Source organism: Flavobacterium aerium (assembly GCF_030766725.1).
In the GTDB taxonomy this organism is placed as follows: domain Bacteria; phylum Bacteroidota; class Bacteroidia; order Flavobacteriales; family Flavobacteriaceae; genus Flavobacterium; species Flavobacterium aerium.
This window is the reverse complement of sequence record NZ_JARQWR010000004.1, coordinates 338389-356317: the sequence shown is the minus strand read 5'-3', so window position 1 is coordinate 356317 and position 17929 is coordinate 338389. Positions and strand designations below refer to the sequence as shown.

The following is a 17929-nucleotide window of genomic DNA, read 5'->3' as shown; positions in this document are numbered from 1 at the left end:
TCCAATATCAGCACAGTTTGTATAAACAAACATACCTGTTTTCTGACCTTGTGGAGTCATCGTCATATTGATTGCTCCTGTAAAGTCTGGTGTATATGCATACACTACATCATCTCCATTTAAGTAAACTCCTGTTACTCCGCAAGAAGTTCCTGGACTACCGGTATAATGGTTACCATAATTTGCCGTATTACTCGAGTGAGTGTATGGTAAAGAAGGTACTGTTATAGGTGCTTCACAAGTCTCTCCATAAAAACGAGTACTAAAACTAAATGGTCCTACCCAGTTACTATATGAACCTGAAGTACAGGCTGCACGAACGTAATAATCATAGGCTGTACCTTGTGTTAATCCTCCTTTTAAATAGTTATTTGTGGTAATATTTGATGTAACAGTTGCTGGATCATTTGGTGCTCCTTGAGCCACAACATTAATATCCCATGTTGTTTCACCACTATTTGCCGTCCACGTTAAGTTTGCAGAGATTAAAGTTGGGATATTCATTGCTAAGTTTGTTGGCTCAAAACATAGCTCTTCAATCTGAATATCATCTACTAACCAACGGTCACCCGTAGGGTTTCTAACACCAACAAAGGCAACCCAAACAAATGGTTGATTTGCAAAGGCATTTAGAGAAACTGTTTTTTGTTGGTAAAGGTCAAAAGGGGTATTCAAACTAGTTTCATCCCATTCTTGAGCCTGTACGAAACTGGCTAAAGGTGGCATTACGTTAGTAGCTGAAGTCGCTACTTTAATCTGAAATTTTCCTCCTTGGTCGCCAAAAGTTCCTTGTCTGGTAAAGAATTTTAATTGAGCATTCGTGATTCCTGCTAAATTAACTGGTTTCGTAATCAACCAGTCTTGACTAAGCGGTCCTCCAGTATTCTCTGTATTCAAATAAGCTGCTTTAGTACCTAAATGGACAAAATTAGGTACTGATGTAGAAACCCAACTTACGTTGGTCGCTACTCCGTTATCCGTAACGGTCCATCCGGGTGGCGGAAAAACGGCTCCTTCAAATCCTTCGGTCAACTGCTGCTGGCCATAGCTCGCAAAGGATAAAAGGGTTAATAAAATCAATAAAGTAATTTTTTTCATAAATTCAGTTTTAATATAATTTTGGGTTGTTGTTTAAGCGCCCTAAAGTAACAATTTTTTCACATCTGTGAATTATTTGTTAAAATAAACAGCTGCTTTTCATATAAATAAACAAATTTTTAAGAATATGTTACAAATTTAAACTTTTGTCACAAAATGCCTTTTCTGCGTTCTATTCTGTATTTTATACAACTATTACTATCTTTGTCTTTTAAAAATCACTTCATGAGTTTTCCTATTACTAAAAAAGTATATTTCGCTTCCGATCAACATTTAGGTGCACCTACTCCTGAAAAGAGTATCATTCGAGAAAAAAAGTTTGTAGCTTGGCTTGATCAGATTAAAGAGGATGCTGAAGCAATTTTTTTATTAGGGGATTTATTTGACTTTTGGTTTGAATATAAAATGGTTGTCCCAAAAGGCTTCATTAGAGTTCTAGGAAAGCTTGCTGAACTTCGGGACAGTGGAATTCCAATCTATTTTTTTGTAGGAAATCACGATTTATGGATGGAGGATTATTTTCAAAAAGAACTTGACATTCCTGTTTACCATACTACAAAAGAATTTACTTTCTTCAACACTTCTTTTTTTATTGGTCATGGTGATGGTTTAGGCCCTGGTGATAATGGTTATAAACGCATGAAAAAAGTATTTAAAAATCCTGTTTCAAAATGGTTTTTTAGATGGTTACATCCTGATTTAGGGGTTCGCTTAGCCCAATATTTATCTGTTAAAAACAAATTAATATCGGGTAGTGAAGATGTCACATTTTTAGGGGAAGATCAAGAATGGCTAGTGCTTTATTCTAAAAGAAAATTAGAAACAAAACACTATGATTATTTTATTTTTGGACATAGGCACTTACCTATGGAAATCCAATTAAACGAAAAATCAAAATATATTAACCTGGGAGATTGGATTAATTACTTTACCTATGGTGTCTTTGATGGTACCACATTTGAATTGAAAAAGTTTGAACTTTAAAATTAATTCGAGTGTACTCTTATTATTCTATAGTATCGTTTCCACAAAAACGATCTCTATTTATTCCAGACAATATATTTAAGAACGTAACGTAAAATTTAATTTTTACAGATATCATTTAAATAGGTGTCTAATCGTATTTGGAATAAAGTTCCCTCTACTAAATCTTTTATTTCCGTTAATTCTTTAACCGATACTGCTAGGTCGATATGCTCAAAGGGTGTTTTTAATAAAAACTTGCCACAGCTATTTCTAAAATTACATCCTTCACATTTCATTCTATAATAGGAGGCATCAATCAGATCAATAAAACAATCTAATTCTTCTGAAGAAAAATAAAAACCAGTTTCCTTAAAAACTAATTGTACTCTATCTGACAAGGTTTCTTCTCCTTTTTTCCAATAAAAAGAAACCCCGAATTCATTAAAATATATTTGTTCAATTTGCTCCATATGATTGAATTTTGAACAAATATAATAATTTATTTATAATCATTCTAAATAAATTAATTATTTAAAATAAAGATTTAAGCCATAGTAATACAGCCCTCTATAATAGAAAGTAAATTAACTGGTCTTGAAATAAAGGTTTATTTTACACTAGAAAGAGCTAATAACTACGATTCTTCAGAACGAATATCTTTTAGTCGTAATTGTAAACTTACAGTGCCATTCCATACATTTTCATCAATACAATAGGCTGCCTGAAATACATTTTGATTTTTTGTTATCGCAAGTTTATTCCCCAAATTAAACCCAATAGCTGCTATTCCTTCCGACTGATTTTGTTTTACAAATAGTCTTAAATGTTCATCGTTGGCTCCTAATGTTTTGGCATAACCCGTATCATTCAGATTTTTTGTAACAAAAACAGGAGTCATATTTGAAGGTCCAAAGGGTTCAAATTGTTTTAATATTCTAACCAATTTTGGTGTAATGTCACTCAAGTCAATTTCTGCATCTATTAATACTTCTGGAATCAACAATGCTCTATCGATGGTGTCTGAAACCACTTTTTCAAACTGATTTTTGAAATTCTCATATTGCTCTGGCAAAAGGGTTAGCCCAGCAGCATATTTATGTCCTCCAAATTGTTCTATATAATCTGAGCAGGCTTCGAGAGCATTGTAAACATCAAAATCTTTTACAGATCTTGCTGAGGCGGCATACTTGTCACCACTTTTAGTAAAAACTAAGGTTGGTCTATAATAGGTCTCTATTAATCGAGAAGCTACAATACCGATTACGCCTTTGTGCCAATCTTCCTGAAATACAACGGTGGAAAGGCATTCTTGTTCATTATTGTTTTTAATTTGCTGCAAAGCTTCTTCTGTAATTTTTTTATCAAATCCTTTACGGTCTGAATTAAAAATTTCGATGTCAGCAGCAAAAGCAGAAGCTTGTTCTAAATTAAACTCTGTTAATAATTCAACTGCATAATTACCATGTTTGATACGTCCTGCTGCATTAATACGGGGTGCAATAACGAAAACAACATCGGTTATCGTTAGTGTTTCCTTTTTTATCTGACTGATTAAGGCTTTAATCCCTGGACGTGGATCTGAATTAATAATCTTTAATCCATAGTAGGCTAAAATTCGGTTCTCTCCTATAATAGGAACAATATCGGCAGCTATAGCCGTAGCAACTAAATCTAAATAGGGTGTTAGATCATCTATAGTCTGATTTCTATTCCCCGCCAAAGCTTGTATTAATTTAAAACCAATACCGCATCCACATAATTCATCAAAGGGATAAAAACAATCGTCGCGTTTGGGATCTAAAATAGCCACAGCATCGGGCAACAAATCTCCTGGTCTATGGTGATCTCCAATAATGAAATCGATATTTCTTTCGTTTGCATAGGCAACATGGTCAATCGATTTAATTCCACAATCCAAAGCAATAATCAATGAAATACCATTGTCCATCGCATAATCAATTCCTTTATAGGAAACGCCATATCCTTCATCATAACGATCAGGAATATAGGTGTCAACATTTGAATAATAAGTTCTTAAATAGGAGGAAACTAATGAAACAGCGGTTGTACCATCGACATCATAGTCTCCAAAAACTAATATATTTTCATTACTTGCAATGGCCTGTTCAATACGTTCCACCGCTTTATCCATGTCCTTCATTAAATATGGATCATGCAAATCGGCTAGGGATGGTCTAAAAAATCGTTTTGCTTCTTCAAAAGTTTCTACACCTCGTTGTACTAACAACTGGGCAATAAATACGTCAACACCAAGTGCTTCAACTAATGTTTTTACTTTTTCAGAATCTGGTTTAGTTTTTAAAGTCCAACGCATTGATTTGTAATAAAAAGTTCCTCTTTCTCAAACTAATTTCGCTTAAGAAAGAGGAATGAATTGATAATATAAATTCTGATGTTTGTCGTTTATAATGTAGTATTACTTTCCGCTTTTACCACCTACAACGACAACTATTTCTCCTCTTGGGGCTATTTTTTCAAAGTGTTCTAAAACTTCTTTAGCCGTTCCTCGAATGGTCTCTTCATGTAGTTTAGACAATTCTCTGGAAACAGATACTGGACGTTCTTCTCCAAAATAGGTAATAAATTCGCCCAAAGTTTTGACTAATTTATGTGGTGACACATATAGAATCATTGTTCTTGTCTCTTCTGCCAACGCTAAATAACGGGTTTGTCTCCCTTTTTTATCGGGTAGGAAACCTTCAAAAATAAACTTATCATTCGGCAAACTACTATTTACTAATGCGGGTACAAAAGCTGTTGCTCCTGGTAAACATTCTACCGCAATTTTATTTTCTACACAAGCGCGCGTCAACAAAAACCCAGGATCAGAAATCGCTGGAGTTCCTGCATCTGATATTAGCGCAATTGTTTCTCCTGCTTGCAATCGTTTTATAAGATTTTCAACCGTCTTGTGTTCATTATGCATATGATGACTTTGCATATGCGTTCCAATCTCAAAATGCTTTAATAGCTTCCCGCTATTACGGGTATCTTCTGCTAAAATCAGATCTACTTCTTTTAAAACTTTAATCGCTCTAAAAGTCATGTCTTCAAGATTACCTATTGGTGTAGGAACTATGTATAGTTTGGACATATTTATTTCTATAAAAACTTATTTTCTACAATCTCCATGAAACGATTTGCATAATCGTCTTTTCCTTCCCAATTATTATAATCTGGTTTTACTAAATCTTCAATGAAGTTTTTAGCATCTTCAAAATTATCAAACGTATTCAATTGCGAAAGCACACGATTCAAATCTTCTCCACTGTTTCCGAAAAGGTGTTTTTCAAAAGCAATTTTATCATTTAATCCAATGTTAATTCCTTTTTTCAAACGATCATTTAATGACACTATTTTTTCTTCTTGCTTTTCTAATGCAATCTCAGTACGGGTAGTATGCGTAACTTCTACAACCTTTACAATTTCTTCCACTTCATTATTGGTAGTTGTCGTAGTGGTTTCGATTTTTTCAATTTCTTCTGCTCTTACAAAAATTGGATCTGGATGAACACTATCCAATAAATCTTCTAATGTAATTTGTTTTTTTTCTGTAACCTTCGGTTTATCTTCTTCAATAGGTTCACTTTTGAAATTTTCAAGATAAGAGGTAAAAGAAGCTCTTTCTTCTTCCTCTTTTTTCTCTTCAACTTCTTCTATCGGTTCTTCTTTTTCATTCTCTTCTATAACTTGTTCATTCAAATTATCTTCTTCTGCAATAATTTCTTCTTCTTCTGGTGATGTTACTTCCTCTTCATCTCCATCTTCTTGCTCTTCTTCTGTATCATATAATTTATGCTCAATCACTTCCGCTACAGGGGCTTCTATCGTTTCAACAGGAATTTCATCTTCCACTTTTTCTTCCGCACTTACTTCTAAAACCTCTTCTTCAATTTCTTTTTCTTCTGGTTTAGCTTCTTCTTTGTCTGTTGTATTTTCAACAATTGGTGCCGTTTCTTCTGCTGGAGTTTCTTCTAATGTTTGTTCTAACAAACCAAAGGCTTCTTCAATTTTCTCTTCAATTGCTGCTCTACCGATAGTAGGCTGGATTTCTCCAAAATTCTCTTCTACAAATCGTAGTACTGATAACTTCTCATATAATTTTTGTGCCTCCTGGTGCAATTGAATCAGATCAGATTTATTTTTAAGTTTTAAAACTCTATGTGCAATGCTAATTAAATCAGCTTCTAACTTTTTTTTCATCTGTTTTATATTTATTTTTTTTCGACTGCTTTTCTTATTTTCAGGATTACTTTAAAAATTATAAGTCCTTGTGAAAAATAATTTAACGGTTGTTCATTTTATTCTTCGACAATATGCTTGTAATGCTTGTGTTTTTTAATAAATTTGTTTCAGTTACAAAAGTAACAGAAAAGAATGCTGTTTACAGCCTGAAAAATACAAAATGTTTCTCGAAAATACAGTAAATCATAAAGAACAATTTGGCTGGATCGAAGTGATCTGTGGTTCTATGTTCTCCGGTAAGACCGAAGAATTAATCCGACGATTACGAAGAGCTCAATTTGCCAAACAAAGAGTCGAAATTTTCAAACCTTCCATCGATACCCGTTATCACGATGAGATGGTTGTTTCTCATGACTCGAACGAAATTCGTTCTACACCTGTTCCCGCTGCGGCTAATATCCGTCTTTTAGCGGATGGTTGTGATGTAGTTGGAATTGATGAAGCACAATTTTTTGATGATGAAATTGTATCTGTTTGTAATGACCTTGCAAATAGTGGTATCCGCGTAATTGTTGCTGGATTGGACATGGATTTTAAAGGTAATCCTTTTGGCCCTATGCCTGCATTAATGGCAACAGCAGAATATGTTACCAAAGTACATGCTGTTTGTACCCGAACTGGAAACTTGGCCAATTATAGCTTCCGAAAAGCGCATAATGATAATTTAGTTTTACTTGGTGAAACCGAAGAATACGAACCATTGAGTCGCGCTGCTTATTTCAATGCTATGAAAGAAATGCATGAACGTGAAGAAAGCATTCATTCTAAGAACAAAAAAAATCCCGAATAAATTTTGAGTCTAATTATACAAAATATATCCCACGTCATTAACGCCAAATGGTTTGGGATCGATGAGACATGTCTAATAGACAACGTTTCTATCGATAGTCGTTCTCTTCAAAATAATAATCACACTTTATTCTTTGCTCTGGTTGGTCAAAATCATGATAGCCACCTTTATATTTCCAAATTGATTGCTAAAGGGGTAAAAAACTTTGTTGTTCATCATATCCCTCAGGATTTGGAAGCTAAAGCTAATTTTTTAGTGGTCGAGAATACGCTCGAAGCTTTACAGAACTTTGCTCGTTATTACCGAAAATTATTTTCTTTCCCAATCATCGGAATCACAGGAAGTAATGGTAAAACTATTGTCAAAGAATGGCTGAACTTTCTATTAAGCCCCGAATACAATATTATACGTAGCCCTAAAAGTTATAACTCACAAGTAGGTGTACCTCTTTCCTTAATTGGGATTAATGAAAAGCATAATCTCGGTATTTTTGAAGCTGGAATTTCAATGGTTGGTGAGATGGGTAAATTGGAAACCATGATTCAACCTACCTTAGGGATATTGACAAATATTGGTTCTGCTCATGATGAAGGGTTTGAAAATATAGAACAGAAAACACTTGAAAAACTAAAACTTTTCAAAAATGTTAGCGTTTTAATCTGTCAGAAAAATGATCAGATTGAAGCAGTACTTGACCCAAAAATCAAAACGTTCACTTGGAGCTTAACCGACAAATCGGCTGATGTTTTTGTTCACTTACAAAACGCATCCACTCTTACTATTCTATATCAGAATGATTCTTTTGCTATTGATATTCCGTTCCAAGATAAGGCTTCAATAGAAAACATCATTACATGTTTAATAGTTTTATTACATTTTAAATATGACCAAAAAACAATACAGGAACGTCTTCATAACCTTTACCCTGTAGAGATGCGTTTGCAGGTAAAAAATGGTATTCACAATTGTACAATCATTGATGATAGTTATAGTTCCGATTATCAGTCTTTAAAAATTGCATTAGATTTTTTAGAACAGCATAAAACACACCCAAAGAAAACAGTAATACTATCGGACATTTTTCAAAGTGGTCTTCCTGTAGAGGAGTTATATTCTAAAGTTGCTTTATTACTTACAAACAATAAAATAAATCGTGTGATTGGTATTGGTGATACAATTGGTCATCATCTAAACGATTTTCCAAATTTTATTTCTTTCAAAAACACTTCGGATTTCCTTAATCAATTCAATGCTAGTTCATTTGAAAATGAAACGATATTGATAAAAGGAGCCCGCAATTTCTTTTTTGATGAAATTGTAGTGCTATTGGAAGAGAAAACTCATGAAACAGTATTAGAAATTAATCTGAATGCTATTAGTCATAATTTGAATTTCTATAAATCAAAACTAAAACCTGCTACTAAGATAATGGTAATGGTGAAGGCCTTCGGTTATGGTAGTGGCAGTTTTGAAATTGCAAAACTTCTTGCCCATCACAATGTAAATTATGTAGGTGTTGCATTTGCTGACGAAGGTATTGCTTTGCGCAAAGCTGGTATCGAAATGCCAATTATCGTTATGAATCCCGAAATCAGTGCATTTTCGGCTATGATTGCTTACAAATTGGAACCTGAAATCTATTCTACTAAAGTCCTAAAAACTTTCTTGGCAATTGCACAACAAAAAAATCTTTCCAATTATCCTGTTCATATCAAATTGGATACTGGAATGCATCGTTTAGGCTTTGAAGAAAAAGCTTTAGAGGAACTCATCAGGCTACTGAAAAACAATAATTTCATTGCTATAAAAAGTATATTTTCTCATTTCTCTGCTAGCGATGATCCTCAATTTAATGATTTTACTTTATCGCAAATTAAATTATATGATCAATGGTCGCTTCGTATCATGAATGAATTATCGATTCATCCGATTCGACATATTCTAAACACATCGGGGATTTATAATTTCCCTGAATATCAATTTGACATGGTTCGTTTAGGAATTGGTCTGTATGGTGTAGGAAATGACAAGGATGAAATGAAAAACCTACAAAGTGTAGGAACTTTAAAAACGATCATTTTACAAATAAAAGAAATCAACCCTGGAGATAGTGTAGGATATAGCAGAGCTTATATGGTAACACATCCTATCAAAACAGCAACACTTCCTATAGGATATGCCGATGGTATTCCGCGAAGTTGGGGCAATGAAAAGGGATATGTTATGATTCATAACCAAAAAGCCGAAATTATTGGTAACATTAGTATGGACATGATGGTGGTGGATATATCCACTATTGACTGCCAAGAGAGTGACACTGTAATCGTCTTTGGGACAACGCCTAGAGTTACAGAAATCGCTGAAACTGTAGGGACAATACCTTATGAAATTCTAACAAGCATATCACATCGTGTAAAACGCATCTTCTATAAAGAGTAAAAAACACGTTTAAATATGTTAAAATCTCGTTTGCATTTTATACTTTAGTGGTGACAAATTTATTAACTAAAAACATTTAGGTATGGGAATGCTTTCAGAATTCAAAGAATTTGCCATGAAGGGCAACGTAGTTGACTTAGCAATTGGGGTTATTATTGGTGGAGCTTTTGGTAAAATCATTAGTTCGTTTATTGATGATGTGATTACTCCATTGTTATTAAAACCCGCACTTGAAGCCGCTAATTTATCCAAAATCGAGGAGCTTACTGTTTTTGGAGGAGTAAAATACGGCCTGTTTCTTTCAGCTATAATTAACTTCATCATTGTGGCTTTTGTATTGTTTTTACTTATTAAAGGAATAAACTCTGCAAAGAAAAAAGAAGCACCGGCACCAGCTGCTCCAGCAGGTCCAACTCAAGAACAACTTTTAGCAGAAATTAGAGATTTACTTAAAAAATAATCCGCTACACACGTATTCTAACTAAACCGCCTTGATGAAAATTTAGGCGGTTTTTCTATATTTAGAATATTTTTATAACATTTTGTGATAAAAATATTTTGTGGTGATTTTCACAGGTTTAATATGTACTTTTGCAGCACAAAACACGACCAAAAAAATACATTATTATGAGAATTGCTGTTGTAGGTGCCACTGGTATGGTAGGCGAAGTTATGTTGAAAGTTTTAGCCGAAAGAAACTTTCCTATAACTGAATTGATTCCTGTAGCTTCAGAAAGATCTATAGGAAAAGAAATAGTATATAATGATAAAAAATATCCTGTGGTAGGAATGGCAACGGCCATTGCGATGAAGCCGGACATTGCTGTTTTCTCAGCCGGTGGAAATACTTCACTAGAATGGGCTCCTCAATTTGCAGCAGCAGGAACTACTGTAATTGACAATTCTTCCGCTTGGAGAATGGATCCTACAAAGAAATTGGTTGTTCCAGAAATCAATGCTTCTACTTTAACAAAAGAAGATAAAATTATTGCTAATCCAAATTGTTCTACCATTCAATTGGTAATGACGATGGCTCCTTTACATAAAAAATACCGCATCAAAAGGCTTGTTGTTTCTACTTACCAATCCATTACTGGAACTGGAGTAAAAGCAGTAAAACAATTGGAAAACGAATATAATGGCATAAAAGGTGAAATGGCTTATCCCTATCAAATTCACCGTAATGCTATTCCTCAATGTGATGTATTCGAAGAAAATGGATACACAAAAGAGGAAATGAAAATTGTTCGTGAAACTCAAAAAATATTAGAAGATAATACTATTGCCATTACAGCAACAGCTGTTCGTATTCCCGTTGTAGGAGGTCATAGTGAGTCTGTAAATATCGAATTTGAAAAAGATTTTGATATCAATGAGGTTCGAAAAATTCTTCACAATACTGAAGGTATCGTACTACAAGATAATCCGGAAACAAAAACATATCCAATGCCTTTGTATGCAGAAGGAAAAAATGATGTTTTTGTAGGACGTATCCGTAGAGATGAATCACAACCAAACACATTAAACATGTGGATTGTTTCTGATAATTTAAGAAAAGGTGCTGCTACAAACACAATTCAAATTGCAGAGTATTTGCTTGCACATAAGCTAGTTTAAGGCTATTACACATACAATCAACCACTTCTTTTTACACGATTATTGAAATTTTGTTAAAAAGAGGTGGTTTTCTTTTTTCGTTTTATATTTTTGTAGGCAATGAAAAGAGCTCAAATCATAAATGCTTGTATGATGTTGGCAGTATTGTTTACAATGCTGTTTCAATCTGTGCATACCTCTGAGCACTTATTTGATGAGTATTTTACTGATTCCGCTACTGCTGTATCGCATCATTCACCAGAAGACGATAGCACCCATTTTCAGAACCTTACTGTAAAAAAACACACTTGTTCTATTTGTGAATATACATTAAGCGCTACGATTCTTCCTGAAATTTTTACATTTAAATCTCATTCTACTTTTGAAGCTATACATTATAGTTTCACAACTACTGCAACGGTTGCAAACAGCTTTGCAGGAAGTTTATTTGCTTTAAGAGCACCTCCCACAACTATCTGTTAATAAATACAATAGCTCAGCTATACTTTCGGACTTATTCTCTTATCGAGTAATAAGCTCTATTTATTATCATTTAGATTTTAAATTATCATGCGATATTTATTAGTGTTTTTCTATTTCTTTTTGGGTGGAACATCAATGCTTTATTCCCAAAATGGTACCCTAACCGGTCGAATTACAGATGAAAACAACAAACCCCTAGTAGGTGGTCATATACATAGTAATGCCATCTATGTCAATAGTAATTCGGAGGGTTTCTATACTTTAAACAATTTATCTTCTGGTCCACAGAAGGTAGAATTCTCCTATGTGGGTTATAAAACAATTGATACTCTTGTTACTATTCAAGGAAATACAGTTCTAAACATTAGCTTAGTACTCGATAGAGCACAATTGGCAGAAGTAACCATTAAAGATCAGGTAATTCGATCTACAACTACTACTACTGCTCCAAAGCTAAAAACAGAAACGATTGAGCAGTATTCGGGTGCATCATTGGGGGATTTACTGAAGGAAGTAAGTGGAGTTTCAGCTTTAAAAACAGGGAGTTCTGTTGTGAAACCTGTAATTAATGGATTACACAGTAGTCGTGTTTTAATCATTAACAATAATGTTCGTTTAGAAGATCAACAGTGGGGAGCAGAACATGCTCCAAATTTTGATGTAAATGCTGCAGGCGAGATTACGGTTATAAAAGGTGCTGCCGGGCTACAATACGGTGGAGATGCCGTTGGTGGAACAGTTGTTATCGAACCTCAGCACATCCCTGTAATGGACACTATATATGGAAAGACAATCCTTAATGGATCATCAAATGGTCGTGGAGGAAGTATTAGCTCTAGCCTAACCAAAAGTTATCAATCGGGATGGAATTGGAATGTATTGGGGACTTTCAAATACTTAGGTGATGTGAGTGCTCCTGATTATGTGCTTTCTAATACCGGAAATCGTGCAAAAAATTTCTCAGGTAGCTTTGGATACAAAGGAACTGATTATGGATTTTCTGCAAATTATAGTTATACCAACAGTGAAATTGGCATTCTTCGCGCTTCTCACATTGGAAACATTAGTGATTTAGTACGGGCTATAAATAGCCAACAACCACAATTCATTGCGGATAGAACATACAATATTGGTTATCCAAAACAAGAAGTACAGCATCATTTAGCCAAAATAAATTTCTACAAAAACTTTTCAGGATTTGGTAAGCTGAATGTTCAATATGCTTTTCAACGTAATGAGCGTTTAGAATATGATATTCGTCGTGGGCAGAATAGAGATAACGCAGCTTTAGATTTAACGTTAACCACGCATGCTGTAAATCTTGATTTTGTGACAGAAGAAAAAGGAAATTATATTTTCAAATTTGGAACAAGTGGTTCGTACCAAAAAAACTTTGCCAACCCCGGAACAAATGTCCGTCCATTAATACCCAATTATGATAAATATGATTTTGGTGTTTATGGAATTAGTACCTATAAAGCGAATGATAACCTAACCTTAGAAGCTGGCCTACGTTATGATTACAGTAAAATTAATGCCACTAAATATTACCTGAAATCCAGATGGAATGAACGCGGTTACAGTCAGGATTTTTCCTCAATCATTGTTGGTGATTTTGATTCACAATGGTTAACAAAACCTGAGTTTACCTACCATAATTTCTCTGGTACCTTAGGAGCAAAATACCAAATCAATACTGGATTAAGCTTATATACCAATGTAAGTTTAGCGAACAGAAGTCCAAATCCATCCGAACTTTTCAGTGACGGACTACATCATTCTTTAGGAATTATCGAATTGGGGGACTTACGTTTGAAAAAGGAAAAAGCCCTAAAGTTATCGACTACGCTTTCGCACAGGTCGGATCGATTTACGTTTGATATTAATCCTTATATCAACTTCATCAATGATTTTATGATTATTCAACCTACAGGGCTTGAATACACTAATCGTGGTGCATTTCCTGTATGGGAATATAGCCAGGTTGATGCTCGTTTATTTGGTATTGATGTGAATACCACTTGGAACTACAGTGATAAATTCAGTCAAAGTATGGCTGTTTCCTATGTTTATGGAAAAGATCTTGATAAAAACAGACCTTTAATTGATATGCCTCCTTTGAATTGGGTAAATACCATTTCGTATAAAAATAAAAATTGGCATCATCTAATGTTAAGTCTAAAAAACGAAAACGTATTTACCCAACAACGTTACCCTAACAATGATTTCTACGCCGATGTAATCGTAAATGGATCAGCTGTTAGTACTCTGGTAAATATCAGTAAGCCACCAAAAGGATATTCCTTATTCCATTTTAATTCGGAAGTAAGCTTCAATGCTTTAACGGCTTCCAAAATTACCGTTGGATTCAACATCCAAAATATTTTTAATACAAACTATCGCGATTACTTAAACCGTCAGCGTTTCTATGCGGATGAAATCGGTCGAAATTTTTCTATTCAACTAAAATTTAATTACTAACAAATTACAACATCTCTTATTATGAAAAAATTCAAGCTATTATCTACCAGTCTATTAGCCGTAGTATTATTTGCATCATGCAGCAATAGTGATGATACTCCTGCCCCGCCAGTAAATGAGGAAGAAGTAATCTCAACACTTACGGCAGTATTCACACCAGAAGGTGGTGGAACAGCTATTACATTAAAAACTCAGGATTTAGATGGTGATGGTCCAAATGCTCCTGTTGTTACTGTATCTGGAAGTTTTATTGCAGGAAAAACATATAACGGGAACCTTACCTTATTAAATGAATTAGCGAATCCTGTTGATAATATTACTACTGAAATCACACAAGAAGGTGTAGATCATCAGTTCTTTTTCCAATCCTCAACAAGCTTAGGCGCTTTCAGTTATAGTGATGCCGATGCAAATGGAAAACCAATTGGTTTGGCCTTCAAATTTATTGCTGGAGCAACTCCTTTCACCGGAACATTAACGATTACACTTAGACATCAACCTAATAAAAGCGGTGCAAATGTTCCTAATGGAGACATTACAAATGCTGCAGGGGAAACTGATGTTGAAGCTACATTTCCAGTATCTGTTCAATAATTATAATCATTCAAACTTAAAGACTGTTATAGAAACAGTCTTTAAGTTTTATAAAATCCTAGTTTAAGCTTAATGAAGAAAACTTTCTCTATATTAAATTTCTGTTTGATGCTGGCAGTATTGTTTACAATACTCTTCCAGTCTATTCATACAACAGAACATTTATGGGAAGAATATCTTCAAGATGATACTACCGTTGTTGTTCATCATAATGATCAATTACAATATTTAAACTTTAAAGGAAAACACCATCAGTGTACGATTTGTGCTTTTACATTAAGCCCAATGATTACTCCTGATCATTTTTCCATTCAAACTACTACACTCTTTAAAGCAATACATTACTGCTTTAAAACCAATGAATCAACTGTTTTCTTTTCGGGCAGTTTATTTTCGCATCGAGGACCTCCTATTTCTATTTGTTAATACTTTTTTGGCTCTGCCAATTACTCTCTGACTTTATCGCAATCGTGATACTTGGTCTTATTATTATCATTTAGATTAGATTAATCATGCGCTATTTATTTGCCTTGGTATACTTCATAATTGGAGGATACACAATCGCTTATTCTCAAGGAATCACTGTACGTGGTAAAATTACCGATGAATATAATACTCCTTTATTGGGTAGTAAAATTCAATTTCACTCTCTCAATGTTCACACAAACGAGCAGGGCGAGTATTCCATAAATAATATTCCAACAGGGAAGCATCGCATTGTAATTTCTCATGTGGGATATATTACTAAGGATACATTGATTGTTCTTCACCATCCTACTTTCTTAAATATTAAATTAAAAATTGCCATTTCTAATTTGAAGGATGTATTAATAAAAACATCTGTTCTACAAAAAAGCATTACAAATAAAGAAACCGTCAATCAGAAATACATTCAAGATCAATTTGCAGGTTCACTTTCTAAATCATTAGAAAAACTACCGGGTATTAATGCTATGGAAATTGGTGCAGGTTCATCCAAACCCATGATTAGAGGGTTAGGATTCAACCGCGTTGTGGCAGCTGAAAACGGAATAAAGCATGAAGGTCAACAATGGGGCGCTGATCATGGATTAGAGATGGATGCTCTAACGGTAGAAAATGTAGAGATCCTTAAAGGCGTAGGAAGTATTGAATATGGAAGTGATGCAATAGGCGGTGTAATTAACATCAAAAACGAAAGTATTCCAGAAGAAAACGTTCTTGTAGGTGAATGGACAACTCTTGGGAAAACCGTTAACAAAGGGCTTACCTCATCTTTAAATTTACAGTACCGCAAAAATCATTTTTTCTATAAACTAAAAAACACAATTTCAGAATATGCTGATTATAGAGTTCCTACGGATCAAATTCTTTATTTAACTCGAAAAATCCCCATTTATAATGGAAAATTAAAAAATACAGCGGGCAAAGAATTAAATTGGTTCGGGCAAATTGGTTATTTATCGGATGCTATAAAATCTACTTTAAGCTTTAGTACTGTATATCAAAAATCTGGTTTTTTCCCCGGTTCTCATGGTATTCCCTCCTTGTATAGAGTTCAGGATGATGGGAACGATCGAAACATCGATTATCCTTACCAACGGGTTAATCATTTTAAAGTTACTAGTCATACCCGATGGTTATTAGATACCTCTGAATGGAATTTCCAATTCAGTTATCAAAATAATCTACGCCAAGAATGGAGTGAATTTCATACTCATTATACTGGTCAGACTCGACCAGCAACAAATCCTGATTTAGAATTGGAATTCAACTTAAATACTTATGATGCGCAGATAAAGTATAGTAACCAATTCTCCGAAAAACATAAAACAACCTTTGGCCTACAAGGGCAATGGCAGCAAAATACGGTTCAGGGGTTTAATTTTTTATTACCCGAGTACAATCGTAAAAATTATGGTTTCTTCATCACTCACGATTATGAGTATTCCGAAAAGACAAAATATTCCATTGGCGCTCGATTTGATTATAGTCAGATGGATATAAAACGTTTTTATGACCCTATTCTCTACAACTATTTAATCTCAAATAATGAAACAAGTACTACAGCCAATCGTTATGCTGAAAGAAGTGCCACTGTACATAAAGAATATACTAATTTTAATATCATGGGTGGCATCACCTATCAGTTCTCTAATCGATGGGGATTTTCTTTGAATACAGGAACTAGCTTCCGACTTCCCACTGCCATTGAGTTGGGTGCAAATGGTATTCATCATGGTTCTTTTAGACATGAACAAGGAAATGCAAATCTCAATCCCGAAAAAGGATTCGTTTTTGATACTAAATTGAGCTATACAAAAGAGTCTTTGTATTTCTCTTTAAGTCCGTACCTATACTATTTCGACAATTATATTTTTCTAAATCCGTCTGGTACTTTTTCTATTTTACCTCATGCAGGCCAAATTTATCAGTATAAACAAACGAAGGCTTTTTTATCTGGAATTGAATTTGATTTCCAAAAAACCTTTTTTGAAAAAATTAAAACACAGGTTGTTTTGGAGTATCTGTATAATCGTCAGATTTCACCCGATAAATCCAAAAATTTCCCTTTGCCTTTCTCTCCTCCTGCCAATGGATATGTTGAGATTGGTTATTCTTTTTTCGAAAAAAGGAAGATGTTCCATAATTCTGAAATTTATATGAATACTAAATTCAGTTTGGAGCAGAATAATATTGCTCAAAATGAAGCTATCACTGCTGGATATACTATATGGGGTGGTGGAATTAAAAGCACAATCAAATTAAATAATTTCAACGCCAAAGTTCATCTTCAAGTTACAAATCTCTTGAATCGTAAATACTATAATCACATCAGTTTCTACAGAGCTCTCGAAATTCCTGAGATTGGCAGAAACATTCAATTAATGATTATTATCCCATTCAATACAAAAACAGGTGCATAAAAGTATTAGACAACATATCGTCCTAATATTACTCATTGGATTCATTATTCCTCAGGGAATCAGTAGTCTCCATTATTTGATGCCGCATGATTTTAATTTAAAAAAATCAAGCAGTACTGTATTGGTATCGACTAATCATAAGCATCATAGTTGCCATGATTTTGTTCTAAAATTACCGCCTTTTCTGTCTTTTGATTTTCTGGTTCTAAAAAATGTCGTCCTAACTGTATTTAGAGTACGTTCCTTTCCTGTGACTAATCAAATAATCATAGAGCGTTTTTTTAATTTTCAAAATAAACGCGGACCTCCC

15 protein-coding genes are annotated in these 17929 nt (G+C 34.1%); 10 read left to right on the top strand and 5 right to left on the bottom strand.

Annotated features, from left to right (window positions below):
• Positions 1–1098, bottom strand: a 1098-nt coding sequence (locus P6733_RS07995; protein WP_306352107.1) for a choice-of-anchor J domain-containing protein, incomplete at its 3' end; no start/stop codon positions are given.
• A gap of 225 nt (positions 1099–1323) precedes the next feature.
• Between P6733_RS07995 and P6733_RS07990 the strand changes: the two genes are divergently transcribed.
• A complete protein-coding gene (locus P6733_RS07990; RefSeq protein ID WP_306352105.1) occupies positions 1324–2082 on the top strand; it encodes a UDP-2,3-diacylglucosamine diphosphatase in 759 nt (252 codons plus the stop codon).
• Between the two features lie 98 nt (positions 2083–2180).
• On the opposite strand, the gene P6733_RS07985 is transcribed toward P6733_RS07990, so the two are convergent.
• The 4 genes from P6733_RS07985 to P6733_RS07970 form a co-directional block, all read right to left on the bottom strand.
• The gene (locus tag P6733_RS07985) at positions 2181–2534 is read right to left on the bottom strand and encodes a hypothetical protein (RefSeq protein ID WP_306352103.1); all 354 of its coding nucleotides are present in this window, start codon (positions 2532–2534) and stop codon (positions 2181–2183) included.
• A 164-nt stretch (positions 2535–2698) separates the two neighbouring features.
• Positions 2699–4399 (bottom strand): single-stranded-DNA-specific exonuclease RecJ, encoded by a 1701-nt coding sequence (gene recJ / locus P6733_RS07980; protein ID WP_306352101.1) that lies wholly within the window; start codon positions 4397–4399, stop codon positions 2699–2701.
• Between the two features lie 102 nt (positions 4400–4501).
• Positions 4502–5179, bottom strand: a complete 678-nt coding sequence (rsmI, locus tag P6733_RS07975) for a 16S rRNA (cytidine(1402)-2'-O)-methyltransferase (protein ID WP_306352099.1) — start codon at positions 5177–5179, stop codon at positions 4502–4504.
• An 8-nt stretch (positions 5180–5187) separates the two neighbouring features.
• Complete coding sequence (locus P6733_RS07970; RefSeq protein WP_306352098.1) at positions 5188–6288, bottom strand: hypothetical protein; 1101 nt, start codon at positions 6286–6288, stop codon at positions 5188–5190.
• A 202-nt stretch (positions 6289–6490) separates the two neighbouring features.
• On the opposite strand from P6733_RS07970, the gene P6733_RS07965 reads away from it, so the two are divergent.
• From P6733_RS07965 to P6733_RS07925, 9 genes are all read left to right on the top strand, one after another.
• Entirely contained in the window at positions 6491–7120 is a 630-nt protein-coding gene (locus P6733_RS07965; RefSeq protein WP_306352096.1) for a thymidine kinase, read from the top strand.
• Positions 7121–7123: 3 nt separating this feature from the next.
• Complete coding sequence (locus P6733_RS07960) at positions 7124–9559, top strand: bifunctional UDP-N-acetylmuramoyl-tripeptide:D-alanyl-D-alanine ligase/alanine racemase (RefSeq protein ID WP_306352093.1); 2436 nt, start codon at positions 7124–7126, stop codon at positions 9557–9559.
• Between the two features lie 82 nt (positions 9560–9641).
• The gene (gene mscL / locus P6733_RS07955) at positions 9642–10019 is read left to right on the top strand and encodes a large conductance mechanosensitive channel protein MscL (RefSeq protein ID WP_306352091.1); all 378 of its coding nucleotides are present in this window, start codon (positions 9642–9644) and stop codon (positions 10017–10019) included.
• A gap of 167 nt (positions 10020–10186) precedes the next feature.
• Positions 10187–11176, top strand: coding sequence for an aspartate-semialdehyde dehydrogenase (locus P6733_RS07950; protein ID WP_306352090.1), 990 nt, complete (start codon positions 10187–10189; stop codon positions 11174–11176).
• A 99-nt stretch (positions 11177–11275) separates the two neighbouring features.
• Positions 11276–11638 (top strand): hypothetical protein, encoded by a 363-nt coding sequence (locus P6733_RS07945; RefSeq protein ID WP_306352087.1) that lies wholly within the window; start codon positions 11276–11278, stop codon positions 11636–11638.
• Between the two features lie 87 nt (positions 11639–11725).
• Positions 11726–14119: a TonB-dependent receptor gene (locus tag P6733_RS07940; RefSeq protein WP_306352085.1), complete on the top strand. Its 2394-nt coding sequence runs from the start codon at positions 11726–11728 to the stop codon at positions 14117–14119.
• A gap of 21 nt (positions 14120–14140) precedes the next feature.
• Entirely contained in the window at positions 14141–14713 is a 573-nt protein-coding gene (locus P6733_RS07935; protein WP_306352083.1) for a type 1 periplasmic binding fold superfamily protein, read from the top strand.
• 108 nt (positions 14714–14821) lie between these two features.
• A complete protein-coding gene (locus P6733_RS07930; protein ID WP_306352082.1) occupies positions 14822–15139 on the top strand; it encodes a hypothetical protein in 318 nt (105 codons plus the stop codon).
• Between the two features lie 86 nt (positions 15140–15225).
• Positions 15226–17619, top strand: a complete 2394-nt coding sequence (locus P6733_RS07925) for a TonB-dependent receptor (RefSeq protein WP_306352080.1) — start codon at positions 15226–15228, stop codon at positions 17617–17619.
• Positions 17620–17929: the final 310 nt, after the last annotated feature.

Excerpts from the sequence above, each read along its gene's own strand:
- P6733_RS07945 (WP_306352087.1), top strand. The coding sequence starts at position 11,276 with ATGAAAAGAGCTCAAATCATAAATGCTTGTATGATGTTGGCAGTATTG.
- P6733_RS07940 (WP_306352085.1), top strand. The coding sequence starts at position 11,726 with ATGCGATATTTATTAGTGTTTTTCTATTTCTTTTTGGGTGGAACATCA.
- P6733_RS07930 (WP_306352082.1), top strand. The coding sequence starts at position 14,822 with ATGCTGGCAGTATTGTTTACAATACTCTTCCAGTCTATTCATACAACA.
- P6733_RS07990 (WP_306352105.1), top strand. The coding sequence starts at position 1,324 with ATGAGTTTTCCTATTACTAAAAAAGTATATTTCGCTTCCGATCAACAT.
- mscL (WP_306352091.1), top strand. The coding sequence starts at position 9,642 with ATGGGAATGCTTTCAGAATTCAAAGAATTTGCCATGAAGGGCAACGTA.
- P6733_RS07970 (WP_306352098.1), bottom strand. The coding sequence starts at position 6,288 with ATGAAAAAAAAGTTAGAAGCTGATTTAATTAGCATTGCACATAGAGTT.
- P6733_RS07950 (WP_306352090.1), top strand. The coding sequence starts at position 10,187 with ATGAGAATTGCTGTTGTAGGTGCCACTGGTATGGTAGGCGAAGTTATG.
- P6733_RS07985 (WP_306352103.1), bottom strand. The coding sequence starts at position 2,534 with ATGGAGCAAATTGAACAAATATATTTTAATGAATTCGGGGTTTCTTTT.
- P6733_RS07925 (WP_306352080.1), top strand. The coding sequence starts at position 15,226 with ATGCGCTATTTATTTGCCTTGGTATACTTCATAATTGGAGGATACACA.
- recJ (WP_306352101.1), bottom strand. The coding sequence starts at position 4,399 with ATGCGTTGGACTTTAAAAACTAAACCAGATTCTGAAAAAGTAAAAACA.
- P6733_RS07965 (WP_306352096.1), top strand. The coding sequence starts at position 6,491 with ATGTTTCTCGAAAATACAGTAAATCATAAAGAACAATTTGGCTGGATC.
- rsmI (WP_306352099.1), bottom strand. The coding sequence starts at position 5,179 with ATGTCCAAACTATACATAGTTCCTACACCAATAGGTAATCTTGAAGAC.
- P6733_RS07935 (WP_306352083.1), top strand. The coding sequence starts at position 14,141 with ATGAAAAAATTCAAGCTATTATCTACCAGTCTATTAGCCGTAGTATTA.